At 70.0% G+C, this 20193-nt stretch carries 18 protein-coding genes and 1 tRNA gene; 13 read left to right on the top strand and 6 right to left on the bottom strand.

Features of this window, described 5'->3' with window-relative positions:
• Nucleotides 1-14: 14 nt before the first annotated feature.
• Entirely contained in the window at nt 15-1475 is a 1461-nt protein-coding gene (locus PXH83_RS14060) for an aminopeptidase P family protein (protein WP_274560433.1), read from the bottom strand.
• 88 nt (nt 1476-1563) lie between these two features.
• Complete coding sequence (locus PXH83_RS14055; protein WP_274560431.1) at nt 1564-3063, bottom strand: PP2C family protein-serine/threonine phosphatase; 1500 nt, start codon at nt 3061-3063, stop codon at nt 1564-1566.
• 463 nt (nt 3064-3526) lie between these two features.
• On the opposite strand from PXH83_RS14055, the gene PXH83_RS14050 reads away from it, so the two are divergent.
• Entirely contained in the window at nt 3527-4267 is a 741-nt protein-coding gene (locus PXH83_RS14050) for a bifunctional DNA primase/polymerase (RefSeq protein WP_274560429.1), read from the top strand.
• 302 nt (nt 4268-4569) lie between these two features.
• Entirely contained in the window at nt 4570-5091 is a 522-nt protein-coding gene (locus tag PXH83_RS14045) for a hypothetical protein (RefSeq protein ID WP_338054925.1), read from the top strand.
• A gap of 228 nt (nt 5092-5319) precedes the next feature.
• On the opposite strand, the gene PXH83_RS14040 is transcribed toward PXH83_RS14045, so the two are convergent.
• From PXH83_RS14040 to PXH83_RS14030, 3 genes are all read right to left on the bottom strand, one after another.
• Complete coding sequence (locus tag PXH83_RS14040; RefSeq protein ID WP_274560425.1) at nt 5320-6294, bottom strand: DUF5926 family protein; 975 nt, start codon at nt 6292-6294, stop codon at nt 5320-5322.
• Nucleotides 6295-6525: 231 nt separating this feature from the next.
• Nucleotides 6526-7125 (bottom strand): ATP-binding protein, encoded by a 600-nt coding sequence (locus tag PXH83_RS14035; RefSeq protein WP_274560423.1) that lies wholly within the window; start codon nt 7123-7125, stop codon nt 6526-6528.
• 53 nt (nt 7126-7178) lie between these two features.
• Complete coding sequence (locus tag PXH83_RS14030) at nt 7179-7994, bottom strand: glycerophosphodiester phosphodiesterase (protein WP_274560421.1); 816 nt, start codon at nt 7992-7994, stop codon at nt 7179-7181.
• 256 nt (nt 7995-8250) lie between these two features.
• Between PXH83_RS14030 and PXH83_RS14025 the strand changes: the two genes are divergently transcribed.
• Together PXH83_RS14025 and PXH83_RS14020 are read left to right on the top strand one after the other, a co-directional pair.
• Nucleotides 8251-9744 (top strand): S1C family serine protease, encoded by a 1494-nt coding sequence (locus PXH83_RS14025; RefSeq protein ID WP_274560419.1) that lies wholly within the window; start codon nt 8251-8253, stop codon nt 9742-9744.
• A 42-nt stretch (nt 9745-9786) separates the two neighbouring features.
• Nucleotides 9787-9873 (top strand) — tRNA-Ser (locus tag PXH83_RS14020).
• A 61-nt stretch (nt 9874-9934) separates the two neighbouring features.
• On the opposite strand, the gene PXH83_RS14015 is transcribed toward PXH83_RS14020, so the two are convergent.
• Nucleotides 9935-10804, bottom strand: coding sequence for a bifunctional DNA primase/polymerase (locus PXH83_RS14015; RefSeq protein WP_274560417.1), 870 nt, complete (start codon nt 10802-10804; stop codon nt 9935-9937).
• A gap of 325 nt (nt 10805-11129) precedes the next feature.
• On the opposite strand from PXH83_RS14015, the gene PXH83_RS14010 reads away from it, so the two are divergent.
• The 9 genes from PXH83_RS14010 (at nt 11130) to PXH83_RS13970 (ending at nt 20101) form a co-directional block, all read left to right on the top strand.
• Nucleotides 11130-11441, top strand: coding sequence for a hypothetical protein (locus PXH83_RS14010; protein ID WP_274560415.1), 312 nt, complete (start codon nt 11130-11132; stop codon nt 11439-11441).
• Nucleotides 11442-11661: 220 nt separating this feature from the next.
• Nucleotides 11662-12840 (top strand): acyl-CoA dehydrogenase family protein, encoded by a 1179-nt coding sequence (locus tag PXH83_RS14005; RefSeq protein WP_274562823.1) that lies wholly within the window; start codon nt 11662-11664, stop codon nt 12838-12840.
• The gene (locus tag PXH83_RS14000; protein WP_274560413.1) at nt 12837-13838 is read left to right on the top strand and encodes a bifunctional MaoC family dehydratase N-terminal/OB-fold nucleic acid binding domain-containing protein; all 1002 of its coding nucleotides are present in this window, start codon (nt 12837-12839) and stop codon (nt 13836-13838) included. The genes PXH83_RS14005 and PXH83_RS14000 overlap by 4 nt, the downstream gene beginning before the upstream one ends.
• Nucleotides 13838-14965, top strand: a complete 1128-nt coding sequence (locus tag PXH83_RS13995; protein ID WP_274560411.1) for an acyl-CoA dehydrogenase family protein — start codon at nt 13838-13840, stop codon at nt 14963-14965. Before PXH83_RS14000 ends, PXH83_RS13995 begins: the two co-directional genes overlap by 1 nt.
• Nucleotides 14962-15375 carry a MaoC family dehydratase gene (locus tag PXH83_RS13990; protein ID WP_274560409.1) on the top strand — a complete coding sequence of 138 codons (414 nt, stop codon included), beginning with the start codon at nt 14962-14964 and terminating at the stop codon, nt 15373-15375. Before PXH83_RS13995 ends, PXH83_RS13990 begins: the two co-directional genes overlap by 4 nt.
• A complete protein-coding gene (locus tag PXH83_RS13985) occupies nt 15372-16538 on the top strand; it encodes a lipid-transfer protein (RefSeq protein WP_274560407.1) in 1167 nt (388 codons plus the stop codon). Before PXH83_RS13990 ends, PXH83_RS13985 begins: the two co-directional genes overlap by 4 nt.
• A 52-nt stretch (nt 16539-16590) precedes the next feature.
• On the top strand, nt 16591-17505 hold the full coding sequence (locus PXH83_RS13980; RefSeq protein ID WP_274560405.1) for a DUF1906 domain-containing protein: 915 nt from the start codon (nt 16591-16593) through the stop codon (nt 17503-17505).
• A gap of 175 nt (nt 17506-17680) precedes the next feature.
• Nucleotides 17681-18229: a SigE family RNA polymerase sigma factor gene (locus PXH83_RS13975; RefSeq protein ID WP_274560403.1), complete on the top strand. Its 549-nt coding sequence runs from the start codon at nt 17681-17683 to the stop codon at nt 18227-18229.
• A 225-nt stretch (nt 18230-18454) separates the two neighbouring features.
• The gene (locus tag PXH83_RS13970; protein WP_274560401.1) at nt 18455-20101 is read left to right on the top strand and encodes a long-chain fatty acid--CoA ligase; all 1647 of its coding nucleotides are present in this window, start codon (nt 18455-18457) and stop codon (nt 20099-20101) included.
• Nucleotides 20102-20193: the final 92 nt, after the last annotated feature.

Below are 20193 nucleotides of genomic sequence, written 5' to 3'. Positions count from 1 at the left end.
GGCCCTGCTTCTCGTCAGGCCTGCTTGACCCGGGCCATCCACGCCTCGACCTCGTCGGAGCGGCGCGGCAGCCCTGCCGACAGATTCCGGTTGCCGTCCTCGGTCACGACGATGTCGTCCTCGATACGGACGCCGATGCCGCGGTACTCCTCGGGCACGGTCAGGTCGTCGGCCTGGAAGTAAAGCCCGGGCTCCACCGTCAGGCACATGCCCGGCTCCAGCGTCCCGTCGACGTACGCCTCACGGCGCGCGGCGGCGCAGTCGTGGACGTCCATGCCGAGCATGTGGCCGGTGCCGTGCAGGGTCCAGCGGCGCTGGAGACCGAGCTCCAGGACCTTCTCGACCGGGCCTTCGAGCAGACCCCATTCGACGAGCTTCTCGGCGAGGACGCGCTGCGACGCGTCGTGGAAGTCGTGGTACTTGGCGCCGGGCTTCACGGCCGCGATGCCGGCCTCCTGGGACTCGTACACCGCGTCGTAGATCTTGCGCTGCAGATCGGTGAAGGTGCCGTTGATCGGCAGCGTGCGCGTGACGTCGGCGGTGTAGAGGGTGTGGGTCTCCACGCCGGCGTCGAGCAGCAGCAGGTCGCCGGAGCGTACGTCGCCGTCGTTGCGCACCCAGTGCAGGGTGGTGGCGTGCGGGCCGGCGGCGCAGATCGAGCCGTAGCCGATGTCGTTGCCCTCGACGCGGGCGCGCAGGAAGAACGTGCCCTCGATGTAGCGCTCGCTCGTCGCCTCGGCCTTGTCGAGGACCTTCACGACGTCCTCGAAGCCGCGGACGGTCGAGTCGACGGCCTTCTGGAGCTCGCCGATCTCGAAGTCGTCCTTCACGGCGCGGGCCTCGGAGAGGTAGACGCGCAGCTCCTCGTCGCGCTCGGCGGTGACCTTGTCGGTCAGCGCGGCCTCGACGCCCGCGTCGTGCCCGCGGACGTTACGGACCGGACCTGTGGCCTCCGTCAGGGCGGCGCGCAGTTCGCGGACGTCCTTGGCCGGGATGCCCAGCAGCTGCTCGGCCTCGGCGAGGGAGTGGCGGCGGCCGACCCACAGCTCGCCCTGCCCGTCCAGCCAGAACTCGCCGTTCTCCCGGTTCGAGCGCGGCAGCAGGTAGATCGTCGCGACGTGGCCCCCGTCCTTCGGCTCCAGGACGAGGACGCCGTCCTGCGTCTGGTCGCCGGTCAGGTACGCGTACTCGGTGGAGGCGCGGAAGGCGTACTCGGTGTCGTTGGAGCGGGTCTTGAGGTTCCCCGCGGGGATGACCAGGCGCTCGCCGGGGAAGCGCGCGGAGAGCGCGGCGCGGCGGGCGGCGGTGTGCGCGGCCTGGGCGATGGGCTCCAGACCGTGCAGCTCGGTGTCGGCCCAGCCGGACTTCATGTTCTCGGCGAGCTCGTCGGATACGCCCGGGTACAGGCCGTTCTTCCGCTGCTTGATCGGCTCTTGCGCTTCGCCCGGGGTCTCCGGAATGAGCTCATCGGACACGACTGTCTCCTTGATACGACACTGGACCGTCCTCCATCGTATGTGCGAGGAGAAGACGGCCCAGGGCCCTGTGGACAACTGTGAGGTATCAGTCGAAGCGTGCCGCGAGCAGCACGACGTCCTCCATCGAATCCGTTGCGCCGAGCCCGTCCGGCAGCATCGCACGCAGCACATGGTCGGCCACGGCACCCGGGTCCGCCCTGACCGACTTCGGCACGCTCGCAGCGGCCGCGTGCAGCCGCGCGAAGGCCCGGTCCATCGGGTCGCCGGTGCGCTGCAGCAGCCCGTCCGTGTAGAGAAGCACCGTTTCTCCGGGCTCCGGCGCGAGGTCCACGCTCGGCGCCTCCCAGCAGGCCAGCATCCCCAGCGGCGCGGACAGCGACGTCTCCACGAACTCGGTACGCCGTTCACCGATGAGCAGCGGCGGGCTGTGCCCGGCCCCGGCGAGCACGATCCTGCGTTCCGCCGGTTCGCAGTAGGCGAAGAGCGCGGTGGCCGACCTGGCGGGCTCGGTGAGCCGCAGCAGGAGCTCCAGATCGGACAGTACGGCGACGGGGTCCTCGCCCTCCATCACGGCGTACGCCCGAAGGCTCGCCCGCAGCCGTCCCATCGCGGCCAGTGCGCTCGGCCCCGATCCGGACACCGACCCGACGGCGAGCCCGAGGGCGCCCTCCGGCAGCGGCAGCGCGTCGTACCAGTCGCCGCCGCCGAGCGCTCCGGTGCGGTGGCGGGCGGCGAGCTGCACCCCGGCGACCCGGGGCAGCCTGGTGGGCAGCAGTTCCTCGGTTACGGTCGCCACGCGCGCACGGGCGCGCTCCAGCTCCAGGAGCCGGGCCAGGTGCTCGGAGGCGTACCGCGCATAGAGGCCGGCGAGATGGCGCTGACGCTCCACGGGCTCGGTCGGCTCGTCGTACAGCCAGACGGCCGCGCCAAGGCGGCCCGCTTCGGTGGACAGGGGCAGGGCGTAACTGGCGGCATAGCCGAGCCGTGCGGCGACCTCACGGTGGCGCGGGTCGAGTTCCTCCTCGCCGAGGAGGTCGGGGTGGGCGATCTCGCTGGGGCCGGGGCTTCCGGGGAGGCCGTCGAGGAGGCGGCCGTACGGCGTGGAACTGCGCGGCACTGTCTCGATGTGGCCGAGGTCGGCATGGGCGAGGCCGAGACCGATGGTGGTGGAGGGGCCGTGGCCGTCGGCGGGTTCGAGCACAAGAAGACCGCGGCGGGCGCCGACGAGGGCTGCGCCCGCACGGAGCAGTTCGTGCAGAGCGTCGTCGAGCGCACCTGTACGGACCAGGCGTTCCGTGAGTTCGTGGAGGGTGGTGAGATCGGAAACCCAGCCCGCGAGCCGGTCCTGAAGGACTGCACTGGCAGGGGCGGGAGGGGTGGGGGCGGGCGGAAGAGGCGCGACAGTGTGCGTGGGACCAGGAACCTTGGGATCGATTCCAGCCACTTTCGGAACGTGTGGGGCGCTCATGATCGCAGGCTTTCCTGCTGGTGCGTTTTGCTCAATAGCATCGCAAACCCCCATGTCATTCTGCGCCGCTATCAATGCATCCACATGTACACGCACAAGTAAGGGGATGTCCAGCATTGGGATCGTGGGACTCGTGGTGTCTATGGGATGGCCAACTTGGCCTAAAAATGGCACCTACGGCAATAATTTGCGGTCGACTGAGAGTGTTCGACAGGGGGTACCTCCCGGGACGGAGTCCTGGGGGGAGCGTCATCTCAACCGTGATGGGTACCTAATCGGTGATGGCCAGGGGCAGTTGCGACCGCCCCGGAACCTGGCGGCGGGCCGTGGCGTCTTAACCGCCGTAGGCCGCGCCCCATCCCCGAGCAGCGGGACTGCACTACGGATCAGCAAGCGCCATGCGTGCGCCACCCTCCGCTACGTTTCACGCTCGGCCACGAGGGGTTAACCGTGCCTCAGGCTGAAAGTTCGGCGATACGCCAACCAGTACGCAGCCAGTACGCGACGAGTACGCGCAGTGAAGTGACGCACACGAAGTGCAATGTGGACCTCGGCGTTCAACGGAAAGGAACGAGCGCTCATGCGCGAGATCCTCGGAAGGCGACGCAGGCTCCGGTTCCGGCGAAGTGAGGAGCCTGCCCAACTCGGCGCGGCGCTGACCTGCGCCACCGCGTGGCAGTGGCCCGTTCTTCCCGGCGTCGGCCTGAAGACGTCGGGCGGTCGCGGCAGCCGCGGCGACCGCGGTGACCGCACACAGGGCTGTGCCTGCCCCGACCCCGAGTGCGTGGTTCCCGGCGCGCACCCCTTCGACCCGGGCATCCTGGCCGCCACCACGGACGAACGCCTCATCCGCTGGTGGTGGACGAACCGGCCGACGGCCCCGATCATGCTGGCCACCGGCGGCCGCGCGCCCTGCGCACTCAGCCTCCCCGCAGTGGCCGGCGCCGTCGCGCTGACGGCGCTCGACGGGATGGGCATGCGCCTCGGCCCGGTCGTCGCGACCCCGACACGGTGGTCGCTGCTGGTCGCCCCGTACTCCCTGGAGCGGCTCGGCGAGCTGCTGTACGCCAAGGACTGGGTGCCCAGTTCGCTGCGGTTCCACGGCGAGGGCGGCTATCTGGTGCTGCCGCCCTCCGAGACCGGGACGGGGCACGTCCGCTGGGAACGGGCACCGTCCCCAAGCTCTCGGCTTCGCTCGAGCAGGGGAGACCCCATCGCTGGTTCCGCCGCGCCCTGGCTGCCGGACGTCGAGGCGGTCCTGGACGCGCTCGTCGCGGCGAGCAATGGCGCACCGGACGGCGGCAGCCGCCTCGCTTACTGAGGGCGTGCGGCCAGGGGCGCGCTGACGCGCGTACTGATGCGTGTACCGACGGCCTGTACCGATGGACCCTGACGCGTGTACGGAGCGGCGGGCAGCATGCTCGTGTCCCGGCTTGCTCGTGTCCCGGCGGCGCGAATTTATGCACGACGCGCCGCCGGCTCACTCGTTTGGGTGTGAGCGGGCCCGAGTTCTGGGGTAACAGGCGCGCGGCTGACGCGGGCGTTCCCCATCCGTCGATATCTTCGGCCCACCGTCAGGAATTCCCGGGCGGCTGACAGGTGGGACCCGCCTTGAACCTCCGCATGATCGGGCTCGCAGCCGTCGTAGTGTTCACCGTCCTGCTGCCGCTGGCCGGCGCAGCCGCGGAACCCGATCCCGTACCCCTACTCGCACCACTGATCGACGACGCGAAGGCCTCTCCGGCTGCCGGCCCCCGGCCCGAGTCGGCACAGCCGTCGCATTCATCGCAGCCGTTGCAGCCGTCGCCCGTGCAGTGCGGTCCCGAGCTCACCTCCCCCGAGGGGATCGAGGTCCAGACCTGCGTGCTGACCGAGGGGGTCAGTACGTGGGCGCGGGCGTACTACCGCAATGCCTCGGGCGAGGAACTGCGGTCCGTACTCTCGCTGATGGGACCCGGTGGGCGTGCCCTGCAGATGCATTGCAAGGTGCGTGCGGACGACGAACCGGGAGTGTGCGAAACACCGCGAGAGCCGACTCGCGGAAAAGCCGCGCTTTACACGGCGGTGGCTGAGTTCGCTGCGGCCGGAAACGGACCGTTGCTGCTGAGGTCGGGGAGTAACTCCGCTGCGCCTGCGGCTCGTTGACCGGGGAATATGACGCGCGACCTGTCCGGGAAATGCCGTGGCATTGACTCCGAAACGTCAGACGCCCGGTCGCTGGCGACGGGGGATGCACCAGCGACCGGGCTCCGAGAACGGTAACAAGAGATCTGCGGTTGGCAAACTCGATCTCGGCTATTCAGACAGGTATTTACCTGCCAGTACAGGGAGTTGTGACCGGAGTCACCGATCGCCCGACAGAAATCGTCACTGTCAGCTGAGCGTCACCTGGCGGTTGGTGAGCCCGCCCCGCGCCCGGCGCTCCTCCGGAGTCAGCGGGGCGTCCGACGTGAGCGCCGCTGCGAGCCGCTCCGCGAGCTCTGCGGCGGGCTTCTCGATGTCCTGTGCCGTGACCTCGCTCGGCAGGTCCCAGACCGGAACCATCAGCCCGTGCGCCCGGAAGGAGCCGACCAGTCGGGTGCCTTCGCCGAGCGACGACGTACCGGCGGCGTGCAGCCGGGCGAGGGCGTCGAGCAGCTGCTCCTCGGCGTAGGGCATGACCCAGCGCAGGTGGTTCTTCTCGGGGGTCTCGCACCAGTACGCGGCGTCGACGCCGGTCAGCCTGACCGTCGGGATCGCGGCCGCGTTGGCGCGCTCCAGCGACGCGCTCACGTCGGGCGTCGCGTTCTCCGCGTCCGGAACCCAGAATTCGAAGCCCGAGTGCACGGTGGGCTCGAAGGCCGCATCGGGGTCGAGCAGGTCCTGGAGGCGGGGCCCGTCGGCCGGCGCGCGCTCGGCGGCGACCGGGGTGCCGGGCTTGGCGGTCAGTGCGCGCCGGAGGGTGTCGGCGAGATCGCGGCTGAGGTCGCCGGACGGCGTGTCGTTCTGCAGGCCGAGCAGGACGGAGCCGTCGTCGCGGCGCAGGGCGGGCCAGGCCATCGGCAGTACGGTCGCCAGCGTGACGGAGGGGACCCCTTCGGGCAGCCCGTCCTTCAGCGTCAGCGGGGCGGTCGCCGCGGGCACCAGCTCGCGCAGGGCGACCCAGTCGCTCTCGCCGGCCAGGCCCTCGAAGGGGCGCTGGACCAGCTCGGTCACGGCGTGCGAGGCGGCGCGGCCGTGGCAGGCCTTGTAGCGACGGCCGGAACCGCACGGGCAGGGCTCGCGGGCCCCGACTACCGGCACCTCCCCGCTGGATACCTGAGCCTGCGGCTTGGTTCCCCTTGCGGGCTGGGGGCGCTTCTTGGCCATGGCTTGGCTTCTCCCGTTCACGGCAGTGCTGTGTCGGGCGCGAGCCTAGCCGCTGTGCCGCCCGGACCTGACGGGCCATCCCGGGACATCCGGGAACGGGCCCAGGGAGGCGGCCCAGGCGGATGGCCTTGGGCGGCGGCCTGGGGGCGGTCTGGGTGCTGCGCCGGGCCCGGTCCGCTGGGCCCCCGGCCCCCGCCCGGCATCGGACCCGGCTTGGTCCAGCCCTCCGGGTCAGTCCAGGTCTTCGAACGTGGCCGCGAAGTCCATCCCGGGGCTTGTGACGCGCGTAGCGAAGTCGTCGTGACGATGCCCCTCCGTCACTTTTACCCACACCGTGACTTCGCCGGACGCGCTGTCCCGTACACCCCAGTCCTGTGCCAGCGCACTGATGATGTTGAGCCCGCGGCCGCCGCGCGCGGTGACCGAAGGTGTGGCCGGAACCGGTCGGGTCGGACCGCCTCCGTCCGTCACTTCGACGGTCAGCCTGCCTGCTCTGTCGACGCGCCATGCGGCGCGGATGTCACCGTCACCGACCTCCGCCTGCCCCAGCGGTCTGCCATGGCGGCAGGCATTGCTGAGCAGTTCGGAAAGGATCAGTACGGCATCGTCAATGACCGATTCGGACACCCCGTTCACGCGCAGCTCATCGCGCATGCGATGTCTCGCCTCACCCACGCCCGCAGGGCCATGGGGTACGGCCATGCTCGACGACGTGGGCACTTCCCGTGCCACCACAAACGCCACCCCCGAGACCTCCTTCGCCCCACGCCACGAAGTGAATGCCCCAATGGCCTGGACCGGAAACCGGCCAGGCGTCGGGCAGTGACGCACTCGCAACGATCGAACACGGACCGAACGCGCCGGTGCACTCCCTGTAACGACCGTCAGAGGCGGCCCAATTGAGACAGCACCTGTTTCGGGCGATTCGTAATAATTGCGTCCACACCGAGACGTACACAGAGATCGACGTCTTCGGGCTCGTTCACCGTCCATACGTGCACCCGGTGCCCCGCGCGGTGCAGCCGCGCGATGTAGCCGGGGTGGTTCCGGACGATCCGCATCCCGGGCCCGGCGATCCGCGCGCCGGCCGGAAGTCGTCCGTCGCGCAGTCGCGGCGACACGAACTGCATCAGATAGACGGTCGGGATCGTCGGTGCGGCGGCGGCGACGCGGTGCAGCGAGCGCGCCGAGAAACTCATGATGCGTACGGGCGAGGGTCCGGCGGCTTCGGGGACGTCCAGGCCGAAGCGCTTCAGCAGGTGGAGGAGCCGCTCCTCGACCTGGCCGGCCCAGCGGGTGGGGTGCTTCGTCTCAATGGCGAGCTCGATGTGGCGGCCGGAGTCCGTGACCAGTTCCAAGAGCCGCTCAAGGGTGAGCACGGAGGTGAGGCCGTGATCCGGATCCCGGTCGGGATCCCAGTCCGGGGACTCGTCGCGGTCCTTCCACGAGCCGAAGTCCAGGGCGGCGAGGTCGGCCAGTTCGAGGGCCGATACGGCGCCGCGGCCGTTGGACGTACGGTTCACCCGGCGGTCGTGCACGCAGACGAGGTGCCCGTCCGCGGTGAGCCGTACATCGCATTCGAGGGCGTCCGCGCCGTCCTCGATGGCCTTCGTGTACGCGGCCAGGGTGTGCTCGGGGGCGTCCTCGGAGGCCCCGCGATGAGCGACGACTTGGATGGTGTGCTGCCGTGCGTGGGTCACCGCGTCATGGTGCCACCGAGACGGGGAAGACGGGGAAGGCGGGGGGAAGCGGGCACAGGCGAACTCCTGGAGGTGCGCCCGCTTTGTCCGAAGTAAAGGATGGCCGGTGGATGCACAGCTCCCGCTTACGGTCCTCTGACGTGTGGTGGGAAAAGCTAACAGCGGACACTTGCACAGTGGGACGTTGACCGAAGGTTGACCGAAGACCGACCCGAGACCGACCTGAGACCGACCCTGGGACCGAGGAGAAGAAGCTGTGAGCACAGAGAACGAGGGCACTGCGGTTCCGGCCGCCCCGTCTGAACCTCCCGTGCCGGCGGCCGCTCCCGGGACCGCTGCCGCGCCGGAGAGCACCCCGGAACCGGGCGGCGGCAGCGCTTACGACCAGTCGGCACCTGCGCCGGAACCGCCGGCGCACACCCCCACCTCCCAGCACGGCCACACCCCTGCCCCTCCCTCTCCCCCTCAGCACGCGCATGCCGGCGCCCAGGCCGGGACCGCGCAGACCCAGGGCGCCGGTCCCGGATGGCCGCCGCCTCCGCCGGCGATGCCCTCGTACGGCGGCGAAGCCGGGGGAGGCGCAGCATGGGGGTCGCCCATGGCGCCCGTACCGCCCGCGCAGAAGAAGCGGCGTACCGGCGGCCTGGTCGCCGCGGTGCTGGTCGCGGCGCTGGTCGCAGGCGGTGTCGGCGGGGGCATCGGGTACTGGGCCGCGGACCGCAACGACGACTCCACCGACTCGACCACCCTCTCGGCCGCAGGCAACCCGAAGGACTTCAAGCGCGACGCGGGCACCGTCGCGGCGGTCGCGGCAAAGGCACTCCCGAGTGTCGTGACGATCCAGGCACAGGGAGGGGACGGCGAGGCCGGTACGGGCACCGGTTTCGTCTACGACAAGCAGGGCCACATCGTCACCAACGACCACGTGGTGGCGTCCGCGGCCGACAGCGGTGAACTGTCCGTCACGTTCTCCAACGGCAAGAAGTACAACGCCGGGGTGGTCGGCCGTGCGCAGGGTTACGACATAGCTGTGCTGAAGCTGAAGAACGCCCCTTCGAGCCTGGCCCCGCTGCCGTTGGGCAACTCGGACCAGGTCGCCGTCGGGGACTCGACGATCGCCATCGGAGCGCCCTTCGGCCTGTCGAACACGGTCACGACCGGCATCATCAGCGCCAAGAACCGCCCGGTGGCCTCGGGCGACGGCCAGGGCAGCAAGGCCTCGTACATGAGCGCACTGCAGACCGACGCCTCGATCAACCCGGGTAACTCCGGCGGCCCGCTGCTCGATTCGCGCGGCGCTGTCATCGGCATCAACTCGGCCATCCAGTCCGCCGGTACAGGCGGCGGCTTCGGCCAGTCACAGGCGGGCTCGATCGGCCTCGGCTTCGCGATCCCGGTCAACCAGGCGGATACGGTCGCCCAGCAGCTGATCAAGACGCGTCAGCCGGTCTACCCGGTGATCGGCGCGACGGTCTCCATGGACGAGAAGAGCGAGGGCGGCGCCACGATCGCGGACACCGGCGCCGACGGCTCAGCGGCGATCCAGCCCGACGGCCCGGCCGCCAAGGCCGGCCTCAAGCCGGGCGATGTCATCACGAAGCTCGGCGACCGGGCGATCGACAGCGGCCCGACCCTGATCAGCGAGATCTGGACGCACAAGCCGGGCGACAAGGTCATGCTGACGTACGAACGCGACGGCAAGACGTCCATGGTCGAAGTAACCCTGGGCCAGCGCAAGGGCGACGGCTGACCGGCTAGGCTGTCCTCGCGTCACCGCAGGCCGGTGGCGCGGGGTGGGTTGCCCGAGCGGCCTAAGGGAACGGTCTTGAAAACCGTCGTGGCAGCGATGTCACCGTGGGTTCAAATCCCACACCCACCGCAGTACGTCCGAAGGGGCGTCCGGAGTTTCCGGGCGTCCCTTCGGCGTGTCCGGTGTGGGGTCAGGAGGCCGTGCAGAGGCGGGCTGCGGAGGCGATTGTGGCGCGGGCTTCGCGTTCGGTGAGGCCTGCTTGGACTGCGGCTTCTGTCAGGGCGTCCGCGAGGGAGGCGCCCATGCCGTTCCCGTACGCACGGCATGCGGCCCAGAAGAGGCGGGTGTTGCGCTGGCCTTCTTGGGCCGTGAGTACGAACTGGACCAGGCCGTGGCCTCGGCCGGGATGGTCGGTGGGGCGGGTCGTGGGGGTGTGGGGGCGTGCGGGGGGCGCGAGGAGGCGCAGGAGTGCGCTGGGACAGGGGGCGGGGGCCAGGTGGCCGGTGCCGGGGGCCGTGCGGTAGATGCCGTGGGTGGTGAGGGAGCCGGGGCCCACCAGATAGCCGCCGGTGCCGCGGATGTCGATGCCGGGGGCGAGGCGGCTCACTGAGTTGGGGACGACGGTTTCGGGCGGCCCTGTGAGCCAGATGTGGCGGCCGCCGCTGGGCGTGAGGACGACCACGGTGTCCGGGATCGTGAAGAGGTGCTGAAGGGCCAGGTGCCTGAGGGCCGTCGTGGCGTCGGTGTCCCATTTCGTATCGAGGTCGATGCCGATGAGGTGGTGCGGCGGGCGGCCGCAGGCGATGCCGTAGCCGGTGGCCCAGGGGGCGGCGCCGAAAAGAGCACGGACAGCGGCGGGGTCGGTCGTGGCGTCGTGGACGCCGTGGCCTGGCATCCCGCACTCGCCTCGGCACAGGACCGGCTCGGAGGACCCCCTGTGCGGTGAACGCAGGGCGGGGAGCTTGGTGCGGGACAGGGGGATGACGGGGAGCCCGCGTTCGGCGGCGGAGAGAGCGTGGGCGAGGGCCAGGGTGGCTGTGCGCCGGTCGGAGGTGGCCATGGATCTATTTTCGTACGAGTGTTCGAAGAAAGGAAGGGGGGAGGGTGCGAGGAGGTCGGGGGAGGCGCTGGCTGAAAGTGCTGCGGAACGCTCTTTCCCTTGTCGTGGGCGGTTTCCGTGGTGCGGGATGGGTTGAGCTGCGGTTTTGGGGACGTGAAGGGGGTTTATCGACTTGTCCTCACGCTTGAGGGGGAAATAGGGCCTCCGGGCTGGTTCGCCGGGGATTCGATGGGCAACTCTGATCTCGCGACGTCGTGACCACCACCGAAGCGGTCGGCCAACTGCTCCGGAATCAGCCGTACTTACAGTTCCTGGAGGAATTGACATGGCAAGCATCCGCACCGCCCGCGTCATCGCCGCCTTTGCAGCCCTGCCCCTTGCGGCGGCTCTCTTCTCGGGTGTTGCCGTTGCTGACAACGGTGCCTTCGCGAACCTCGGATCGAACGCGTCTGTGGCCACGATCAACGGCAGTGGTGTCGGTGGCGACAACAACGGCAACTCGACCACAACACAGCAGGTGGCGACCGGTTCCGGCGCGTCCAACCAGAACAACACCGCGAACGTGAACGGCTCTGGCTTCACGGCGGTCGACCAGTCGAACGAGAACATCGCCGTCAACTTCACCAACCTCTGGTGAGACGCGGCCCGGACGGGGTCTGTGGCGTGGGGTGAGCGACTGCCTGCGCGACGGTGCTACGGCGCCGTTGCGCAGGCCGTTCGCGTTTCGGCGCCTGGTGTCCGGTGTCCGGTGTCCGGTGTCCGGCGTTCAGGCGAGCGTCGTCTTCGGTCTTGACAGTGGCAACGAATCTGACGGACAGTCAGAAACATTCATTCGTACGTTGCCGGAGGCCGCCACCGTGCATCTCGCCCCCACCGCGCGCCAGCGGCAGCTGCGTGCCGAACTCCGCTCGTACTTCCGCGAGGTGATGAAGGGCGAGGAGGCGGCGGATCCGGTCGGGCAGCGAGCGCTGCTGCGGCGGATCGGCGGCGACGGAATGCTCGGCCTCGGCTGGCCCGTCGCGTACGGCGGTCAGGGGCGCGGCGCCGACGAGCAGTTCGTCTTCTTCGACGAGGCGTACCGGGCGGGTGCGCCCGTCTCGATGGTCACACTCAACACGGTCGGGCCGACCCTCATGAAGTACGGGACGCCCGAGCAGAAGGACTTCTTCCTGCCGCGCATCCTGTGCGGCGAGCTCGTGTTCGCGATCGGCTACACGGAGCCGTCGGCCGGTACCGACCTCGCCTCGCTCCGTACGCGCGCTGTGCGCGTGAGCGGCGGCGAGGGCGGCGAGGGCGACCAGTGGCTGATCGACGGGCAGAAGATCTTCACCAGTAACGCCCAGAACGCGGACTGGATCTGGCTCGCCTGCCGTACGGACCCGGACGCCCCGAAACACAAGGGCATCTCGATCGTGCTGGTGCCGACGGACGCGCCGGGCTTCTCGTGGACGCCGATCTACACGGTGGGCGGGCTGACGACGACCGCCACGTACTACGACGGCATCCGGGTGCCCGTCACGAACCTGGTCGGTGAGGAGAACGGCGGCTGGGGGCTGATCACCAACCAGCTCAACCACGAGCGGGTGGCGCTCGCTGCGATCGGCATGCAGGCCGAGGACTGCTACGACCAGGCGCGGGCGTACGCCGCGACTCCCGACCCGGCGACGGGAGAACGGCCGGCGGACCGGCCGTGGGTGCGCGCGCGGCTGGCCGAGGCGCACGCCCGGCTGGCGGCGGTGCGGCTCCTGAACTGGCGGCTGGTCGGCGACGTGGGGGCGGGGACGCTCGCGCCGGGTGATGCAAGTGGCGTGAAATTTATGGGAACCGAATCGGCCGTCGCGGTGTATCGAATATGTCAGGAAGTTGCGGGCGAGGCCGGACTGGTCCGCTCCGGCTCCGTGGGGGCGTTCGGGGACGGGGAGTTGGAGCGGATGAACAGGGCCGCGCAGATCAACACCTTCGGGGGCGGGGTGAGCGAGGTGCAGCGGGAGATCGTGGCGACGATGCGGCTCGGGATGCGGAGGGGGCGTCGATGAGTGCGGATGTGCATGCAAAGGTGAGCGCCGACGTGGGCGCGGCCGGGGGCGCAGGAGCGAGCTCGGGAGGGGATCTGTTTGGGCTGCTCAAGGGGTTCGAGGGCCGGCCGGCCGCGACCTCGGGCGTCGGCAAGGACCCCGTCAACGAGCCGATGATCAGACACTGGTGCGAGGCGATGGGGGACAACAGCCCGGCGTATTCGGGCCCGGACGCGATCGCTCCTCCGACGATGCTCCAGGCCTGGACGATGGGCGGCCTTTCCGGGCATACGGGCAGGTCGTCGGCGTACGACGAACTGTTCGCGCTGCTGGACGGAGCGGGGTACACCTCGGTGGTCGCGACCGACTGCGAGCAGGAGTACGTACGGGATCTGCGGCCGGGTGACCGGATCACCTTCGACGCGGTGATCGAGTCGGTGTCGGAGCGCAAGACAACCAAGCTGGGGACGGGGCACTTCGTCACGACGCGGATGGATGTCCGCGCGGACGGGGAGCCGGCGGGGACGCACCGCTTCCGCATCCTCAAGTACGCGCCGGCGGGGAAGAGGCCCAAGGGCGAGCGGCCGAGGCCCGTGATCAACCGGGACAACGCCGGGTTCTGGGACGGGGTGGCCGGGCACAGGCTGCTGATACAGCGGTGCGGCGGCTGCGGGACGCTGCGGTTTCCCTGGCTGCCGGGGTGCGGGGCGTGCGGGTCACCGGAGTGGGACACGGTCGAGGCGAGCGGCGCGGGGACGGTCTTCTCGTACGTCGTCATGCACCACCCCGCCTTCCCGGCCTTCGCTGCGTCCGATCACGCCGCTGACGCGGCGGGTCCCTACGCGGTCGGGCTGATCGAGCTGGCGGAGGGCGTGCGGATCATCAGCAATGTGGTCGGGGTGCCGTACGACAAGGTGCGGATCGGTATGCCCGTACAGCTGGAATTCCTGCGCGTGGACAAGGAGTTGGAGCTGCCGGTCTTTCGCCCGGACGAGCATGGCGGAGGGGGTGAGGGCTGATGGATTTCACGCCGACGGAGGAGCAGAGAGCGGCGCAGGAGCTGGCCGCACAGATCTTCGGGGACCTGTCGACGCACGAGCGGCTGTCCCCCAAGCTCTCGGCTCCGCTCGAGCAGGGGGGACGCCCATCACTCATGGGCACGGACGGCGAGCTGTGGAAGGCGATCTGCGCGGCCGGGCTGATCGCGGCGGTCGAGGAGATCGGCCTGCTCGGGCTGGTGCTGCTGCTGGAGGAGCAGGGGCGGACGACGGCGCAGGTGCCGTTCGCGGCGACGTGCGTGTACGGGCTGCTGGCGATCGCGGCGCACGGCAACGGGGAGCAGCGGGCGCGGCTGCTGCCTGCGATCGGCGACGGTACGACGGTCGTGACCGGAGCCTTCCCGGCCACCGGCTCGATACGGTCCGACGCGTCCGGGGCGGTGAGCGGCACGGCGCCGCTCGTGCCGTGGCTGCGCGACGCCACCCATGTGCTGGTTGCGGACGCAGACCGGGCGCTGTGGCTCGTACCGACGGCGGATCCGGCGGTGACGGTCGAGCCGGTGGAGACCACCGCGCCCTGGTCGGCCGGCCGGCTCACGCTGAACGGCGCTCCCGGTGAGTGCATCGGGGGCGACGCGGCCGGTGGAGCGTACGAGCACGTGCTGGCCACGAGCCGTACCGCCTTTGCCGGGCTGCAGGCGGGGGTGTGCGCCGGGTCCCTCGCGCTGGCCGTGGAACATACCTCGACGCGCGAGCAGTTCGGGCGTCCGCTCTCCACCAACCAGGGCGTGCTGCTGCGGGCGGCCGACGCGTACATGGACACGGAGGCGATACGCGTCACGGCGTACGAGGCGGCCTGGCGCCGCGACGAGGGCCTGCCCTTCGCAACGCACGCACTCACCGCGGCGTGGTGGGCGTCGGAGGCGGGGCAGCGCGTGGTGCATACCGGGCAGCATCTGCACGGCGGGACGGGAGCGGATCTGGATCACCCCGTCCATCGGCACTTTCTGTGGGGGCGGCAGCTCGACGCGTATCTGGGGAGTGGGAGTGAAGTGCTGGCCGAGTTGGGGGAGTTGATCGTCGGCGCAGATCGGGCTGATCAGGAAGATCGCGTAGAGCGAGTCGGACAGGAGGAGGGGCCGGTATGAAGGTCGGTCACGAGCTGCCGCCGCTGGAGATTCCGATCACCCGCACGCTGATCGTCGCGGGCGCCGTCGCCTCCCGCGACTACCAGGACGTCCACCACGACGCCGAAGCCGCCCGGGAGAAGGGCTCCCCCGACATCTTCATGAACATCCTGACCACCAATGGCCTGGTCGGCCGCTACATCACCGACCATTTCGGACCCGAGTCCCGATTGCGCGCGGTGAAGATCCGCCTCGGGGCACCCAACTACCCGGGGGACACCATGGTGTTGAGCGGCACGGTGACTGCCCTCGACGACGACGGCACGGCCGAGGTGCGGGTCGTCGGAGCCAACGGTCTTGGGCATCACGTCACCGGCAAGGTGACCGTCAAGGTCGACGTCAATGCCGCTGTCCGGGAGGGGGCCTCGTGAGCGTACGCAGAGCCGACACGCTCGGTGGGAAGGCGGCGATCGCAGGCATCGGGGCGACCGAGTTCTCGAAGGACTCCGGGCGCAGCGAGCTGAAGCTGGCTGTCGAAGCCGTGCAGGCGGCCATCGACGACGCCGGGCTCACCCCCGCCGATGTCGACGGCATGGTCACTTTCACCATGGACACCAGTCCCGAGATCACCGTGGCCCAGGCGGCAGGCATCGGCGAGCTGTCGTTCTTCTCCCGCATCCACTACGGCGGCGGGGCGGCCTGCGCCACCGTTCAGCAGGCCGCCCTCGCCGTGGCGAGCGGGGTGGCCGAGGTCGTCGTCTGCTACCGGGCGTTCAACGAACGATCCGGCCGCCGCTTTGGCTCGGGAGTGCAGCATCGGGAGCCCTCGGCCGAAGGCGCGGCACTCGGCTGGGCGCTGCCGTTCGGGCTGCTCACCCCCGCCTCCTGGGTCGCCATGGCCGCCCAGCGCTATCTCCATACGTACAACCTGACGCCCGACGCCTTCGGCCATGTCGCCGTCACCGACCGCCGCCATGCCGCCCGTAACCCCGCGGCGTACTTCTACGAGAGGCCCATCACCCTCGCCGACCATGCCGCCTCGCGCTGGATCGTCGAACCGCTGCGGCTCCTCGACTGCTGCCAGGAGACCGACGGAGGGCAGGCGATCGTCGTGACCTCCGCCGAGCGGGCCAGAGACCTGCGCCGGCCGCCGACGGTGATCGTCGCCGCCGCACAGGGGGCCGGCCGTGGGCAGGAGCAGATGACCAGTTTCTACCGCGACGACCTGACCGGCCTGCCCGAGATGGACGTGGTCGCCCGTCAGCTCTGGCAGACCTCGGGACTGTGCCCGGCCGACATCGACGTGGGCATCCTCTACGACCACTTCACGCCCTTCGTGCTGATGCAGCTGGAGGAGTTCGGTTTCTGCGGGCCGGGCGAGGCCGCCGACTTCGTGGCGGAGGACGCTCTGCCGCTGAATACGCACGGCGGCCAGCTCGGCGAGGCGTACCTGCACGGCATGAACGGCATCGCGGAGGCGGTCAGGCAGCTGCGCGGCACGTCGGTGAATCAGATACCGGGCGCGGGCCGAGCTTTGGTCACAGCAGGCACAGGCGTTCCCACGTCCGGGTTGATCCTTGGCGCGGATGGCTGAGAGCGGGGTGTGAGAGGCGTTCGGAGCGTGCGGGAGTCATTCACTCTTCTTCATGTACCAACACATCTGCCTACAAAAGCATCTGCAGAGAATCCTCGGACTCGCACTCGCCGTGGTCGCCGCGATCGGACTGCTGGCCATGCCGCAAGAGGCCGGGGCGCAAGCGTCACCGGTGCAGTCCCCGCCGTCGCCGGCACAGGCATCGGGGGCGCCATCGGGGGTGGGGGCAGGACCGGCCGCCGGCCGCATCGTGAACTACCGCGGCCGGATGTTCGACACCTGCCTCGCGCCGCCCCTCGCCACCATGCGTGCCTGGCGCAAGTCCCCGTACCGGGCCGTCGGCGTGTACTACGCGGGACGCGGCCGGGCCTGCCGTAAACAGCCGCACCTCAGCAAGCGCTGGGTGGAAACCGTGAACGAGATGGGCTGGCGGGTGCTGCCGATCTTCGTCGGCTCGCAGTCGCCCTGCGTGCAGGCCAGGAACAAGCGACGCGTACGGATCGGCCGTGCGCCCTGGCGCCAGGGCAGGAAGGAGGGACGGGACGCGGTCCGCAGCGCGCGGGCGCTCGGCATGCACACCGGCAGCGCGCTCTACCTCGACGTGGAGGCGTACAACGCGGGGAACCTCCGCTGCGCCCGCACCACGCTCGACTTCGTCCGCGGCTGGAACCGCGAAGTGCGCCGGCACCACTACGTCCCCGGCTTCTACAGCAGCGCGGAGTCCGGGGTGCGGCACATGGAGCGCGCCCGCAAGGCGGGGGCCGGGGACCTGCCGTCGGTCATGTGGTTCGCCCGCTGGCAGGCGAAGCCCTCCCTGTACGGCGAGCCCACCCTCTCCAGGCACGCATGGGCCCCCCACCGCCGCATCCATCAGTACGCGGGCAATGTGAGGGAGAAGCACGGAGGCCGCCTCCTGAAGATCGACCGCAACAAGGCCGACGCCCCCGCCGCCCGAATCGCCCCCTGACCTGCCACAAGAGCCGCGGACACCGGTCGGTCCCCGAGACCCGACCCCTACGGAAGACCTGACGGTCTCCACCCTCAGGAGGTGGGGGTGGCACCACCCCTACAACCTGAGGCGGACCCCGCTTCGGGACCTGGGGCCGATCCGCAGCGGTAGTACCCGAACCTAGCGTGGACCTATGACCACGCCCGTCTGCACCAGCGCTTCCAAGGCAGCGACGCCGACGCCCTATCCGTCGTTCTCCACATACGTACGTGCCCGGGGGCCCGTACTGCTGCGCACCGCGCGCTCGCTCACCGCGAACCCGTGCGACGCGGAGGACCTGTTGCAGACGGCGCTCACCAAGACGTACGTCGCCTGGGACCGCATCGAGGACCACCGCGCCCTCGACGGCTACGTGCGCCGCGCCCTCCTCAACACCCGAACCTCGCAGTGGCGCAAGCGCAAGGTCGACGAGTTCGCCACCGACGAGCTGCCGGAGCCCAACACCGCAGCCGCACCCGCCACCGACCCCGCCGAGCAGCAGGTACTGCGCGACGCGATGTGGCGCGCGATCATGAAACTGCCGGACCGCCAGCGCGCGATGGTCGTCCTGCGCTACTACGAGGACCTCAGCGAGGCCCAGACCGCCGAGGTGCTGGGCGTATCGGTGGGCACGGTCAAGAGCGCCGTCTCGCGCGCCCTCGGCAAGCTCCGCGAGGACCCGGAACTGGCGCCGGTCCGCTGACGCCGCGCCCGCCTCGCGGCTGACGCCGCGCCCGCCTCCCCGCCTCCCCCCGCCTTGCCCCGCCTCACCTCTGACGCTCCACCCGCCCTGGCGCTGCTCGCCGGCTGCCCTCCGCCGACCCCCTCAGCGATTTCGTACTCCCTGAACTAGTGACATACCGCGTGGTACGTGCGCAGAATCAGCCCACCCTTATTACTGCCACGTAGCGCCCACCGGGAGGACGCCGTGCTGAGCACCATGCAGGACGTACCGCTGACAGTGACCCGCATCCTGAACCATGGGATGACGATTCACGGTCGGTCGCAGGTCACTACCTGGACAGGTGAGAGCGAGCCGCAGCGCCGCACCTTCGCCGAAGTCGGCGAGCGCGCGACCCGCCTCGCGAACGCTCTGCGCGACGAACTCGGCGTCGACGGCGACCAGCGCGTCGCGACGCTGATGTGGAACAACGCCGAGCACGTGGAGGCGTATCTCGCGATCCCCTCCATGGGCGCCGTGCTGCACCCCCTCAACCTGCGCCTGCCGCCCGAGCAGCTGGTCTGGATCGTCAACCACGCCGCCGACCGCGTCGTCATCGCCAACGGCTCCCTGCTGCCGCTGCTCGCGCCGCTCCTTCCGCACCTGAAGACCGTCGAGCACGTGATCGTGTCGGGCCCCGGCGACCGCTCCCTCCTCGACGGCTGTGCGCCGCACGTGCACGAGTACGAGGACCTGATCGCGGGCCGCCCCACCACGTACGACTGGCCGGAGCTGGACGAACGCTCCGCCGCGGCCATGTGTTACACCTCCGGCACCACCGGCGACCCCAAGGGCGTCGTCTACTCCCACCGCTCGATCTACCTGCACTCCATGCAGGTCAACATGGCCGAGTCGATGGGTCTGAACGACAAGGACACCACCCTCGTGGTCGTCCCCCAGTTTCATGTCATGGCCTGGGGCCTGCCGCACGCCACCTTCATGACCGGCATTAACATGCTCATGCCGGACCGCTTCCTCCAGCCTGCCCCGCTCGCCGAGATGATCGAGCGCGAGAAGCCGACGCACGCCGCCGCCGTCCCCACCATCTGGCAGGGCCTGCTCGCCGAGGTCACCGCCAACCCGCGCGATCTGTCCTCCATGGCGACCGTCACCATCGGCGGCGCGGCCTGCCCGCCCGCCCTCATGGAGGCGTACGACAAGCTCGGTGTACGGGTGTGCCACGCCTGGGGCATGACGGAGACCTCCCCGCTCGGCACCATGGCCCACCCGCCCGCGGGACTCACCCCCGAGGAGGAATGGCCGTACCGCATCACCCAGGGCCGCTTCCCCGCGGGCGTCGAGGCACGCCTGGTCGGGCCCGGCGGCGAGCTGCTGGCCTGGGACGGAGAGTCGGCCGGAGAGCTGGAGGTACGCGGCGCCTGGATCGCGGGGGCGTACTACGGCGGCGCGGGCGGCGAGGACTTCAAGCCCGCCGACAAGTTCAGCGAGGACGGCTGGCTCAAGACCGGCGACATCGGTGTCATCAGTGCCGACGGCTTCCTCACCCTCACCGACCGTGCGAAGGACGTCATCAAGTCCGGCGGAGAGTGGATTTCGAGCGTTGAGCTGGAGAACGCGCTGATGGCTCACCCGGACGTCGCGGAGGCGGCGGTCATCGCCGTACCGGACGCGAAATGGAGCGAACGGCCGCTGGCCACAGTGGTGATGAAGGAAGGTGCGACGGCGGACTACGACGAGCTGAAGGCGTTCCTGGCCACCAAGATCGCGAAGTGGCAGCTCCCGGAGCGGTGGGCGGCGATCCCGGCGGTGCCGAAGACGAGCGTCGGCAAGTTCGACAAGAAGGTCCTCCGCAAGCAGTACGCGGACGGCGAGCTGGCCGTAACGGAGCTCTGAGCCCGGACTCGCGGCGACTGAACCGCTGAAGGGGCCCCGCAACGGCGCGGGGCCCCTTCAGCCTTCAAGAATGCAACCCTTCAAGCATGCAA

The organism is Streptomyces spiramyceticus, from assembly GCF_028807635.1.
GTDB classification, from domain to species: Bacteria; Actinomycetota; Actinomycetes; order Streptomycetales; family Streptomycetaceae; genus Streptomyces; species Streptomyces spiramyceticus.
The sequence above is the reverse complement of the archived record's forward strand: the minus strand, read 5'-3'. Positions and strand labels throughout refer to the sequence as shown.

Coding starts and splice junctions, on each gene's coding strand:
- PXH83_RS14055 (WP_274560431.1), bottom strand. CDS start 3,063: ATGCTGGACATCCCCTTACTTGTGCGTGTACATGTGGATGCATTGATA.
- PXH83_RS14010 (WP_274560415.1), top strand. CDS start 11,130: ATGGCAAGCATCCGCACCGCCCGCGTCATCGCCGCCTTTGCAGCCCTG.
- PXH83_RS13980 (WP_274560405.1), top strand. CDS start 16,591: ATGTACCAACACATCTGCCTACAAAAGCATCTGCAGAGAATCCTCGGA.
- PXH83_RS14040 (WP_274560425.1), bottom strand. CDS start 6,294: ATGGCCAAGAAGCGCCCCCAGCCCGCAAGGGGAACCAAGCCGCAGGCT.
- PXH83_RS14015 (WP_274560417.1), bottom strand. CDS start 10,804: ATGGCCACCTCCGACCGGCGCACAGCCACCCTGGCCCTCGCCCACGCT.
- PXH83_RS14000 (WP_274560413.1), top strand. CDS start 12,837: ATGAGTGCGGATGTGCATGCAAAGGTGAGCGCCGACGTGGGCGCGGCC.
- PXH83_RS13990 (WP_274560409.1), top strand. CDS start 14,962: ATGAAGGTCGGTCACGAGCTGCCGCCGCTGGAGATTCCGATCACCCGC.
- PXH83_RS14050 (WP_274560429.1), top strand. CDS start 3,527: ATGCGCGAGATCCTCGGAAGGCGACGCAGGCTCCGGTTCCGGCGAAGT.
- PXH83_RS14045 (WP_338054925.1), top strand. CDS start 4,570: ATGATCGGGCTCGCAGCCGTCGTAGTGTTCACCGTCCTGCTGCCGCTG.
- PXH83_RS13975 (WP_274560403.1), top strand. CDS start 17,681: ATGACCACGCCCGTCTGCACCAGCGCTTCCAAGGCAGCGACGCCGACG.
- PXH83_RS13995 (WP_274560411.1), top strand. CDS start 13,838: ATGGATTTCACGCCGACGGAGGAGCAGAGAGCGGCGCAGGAGCTGGCC.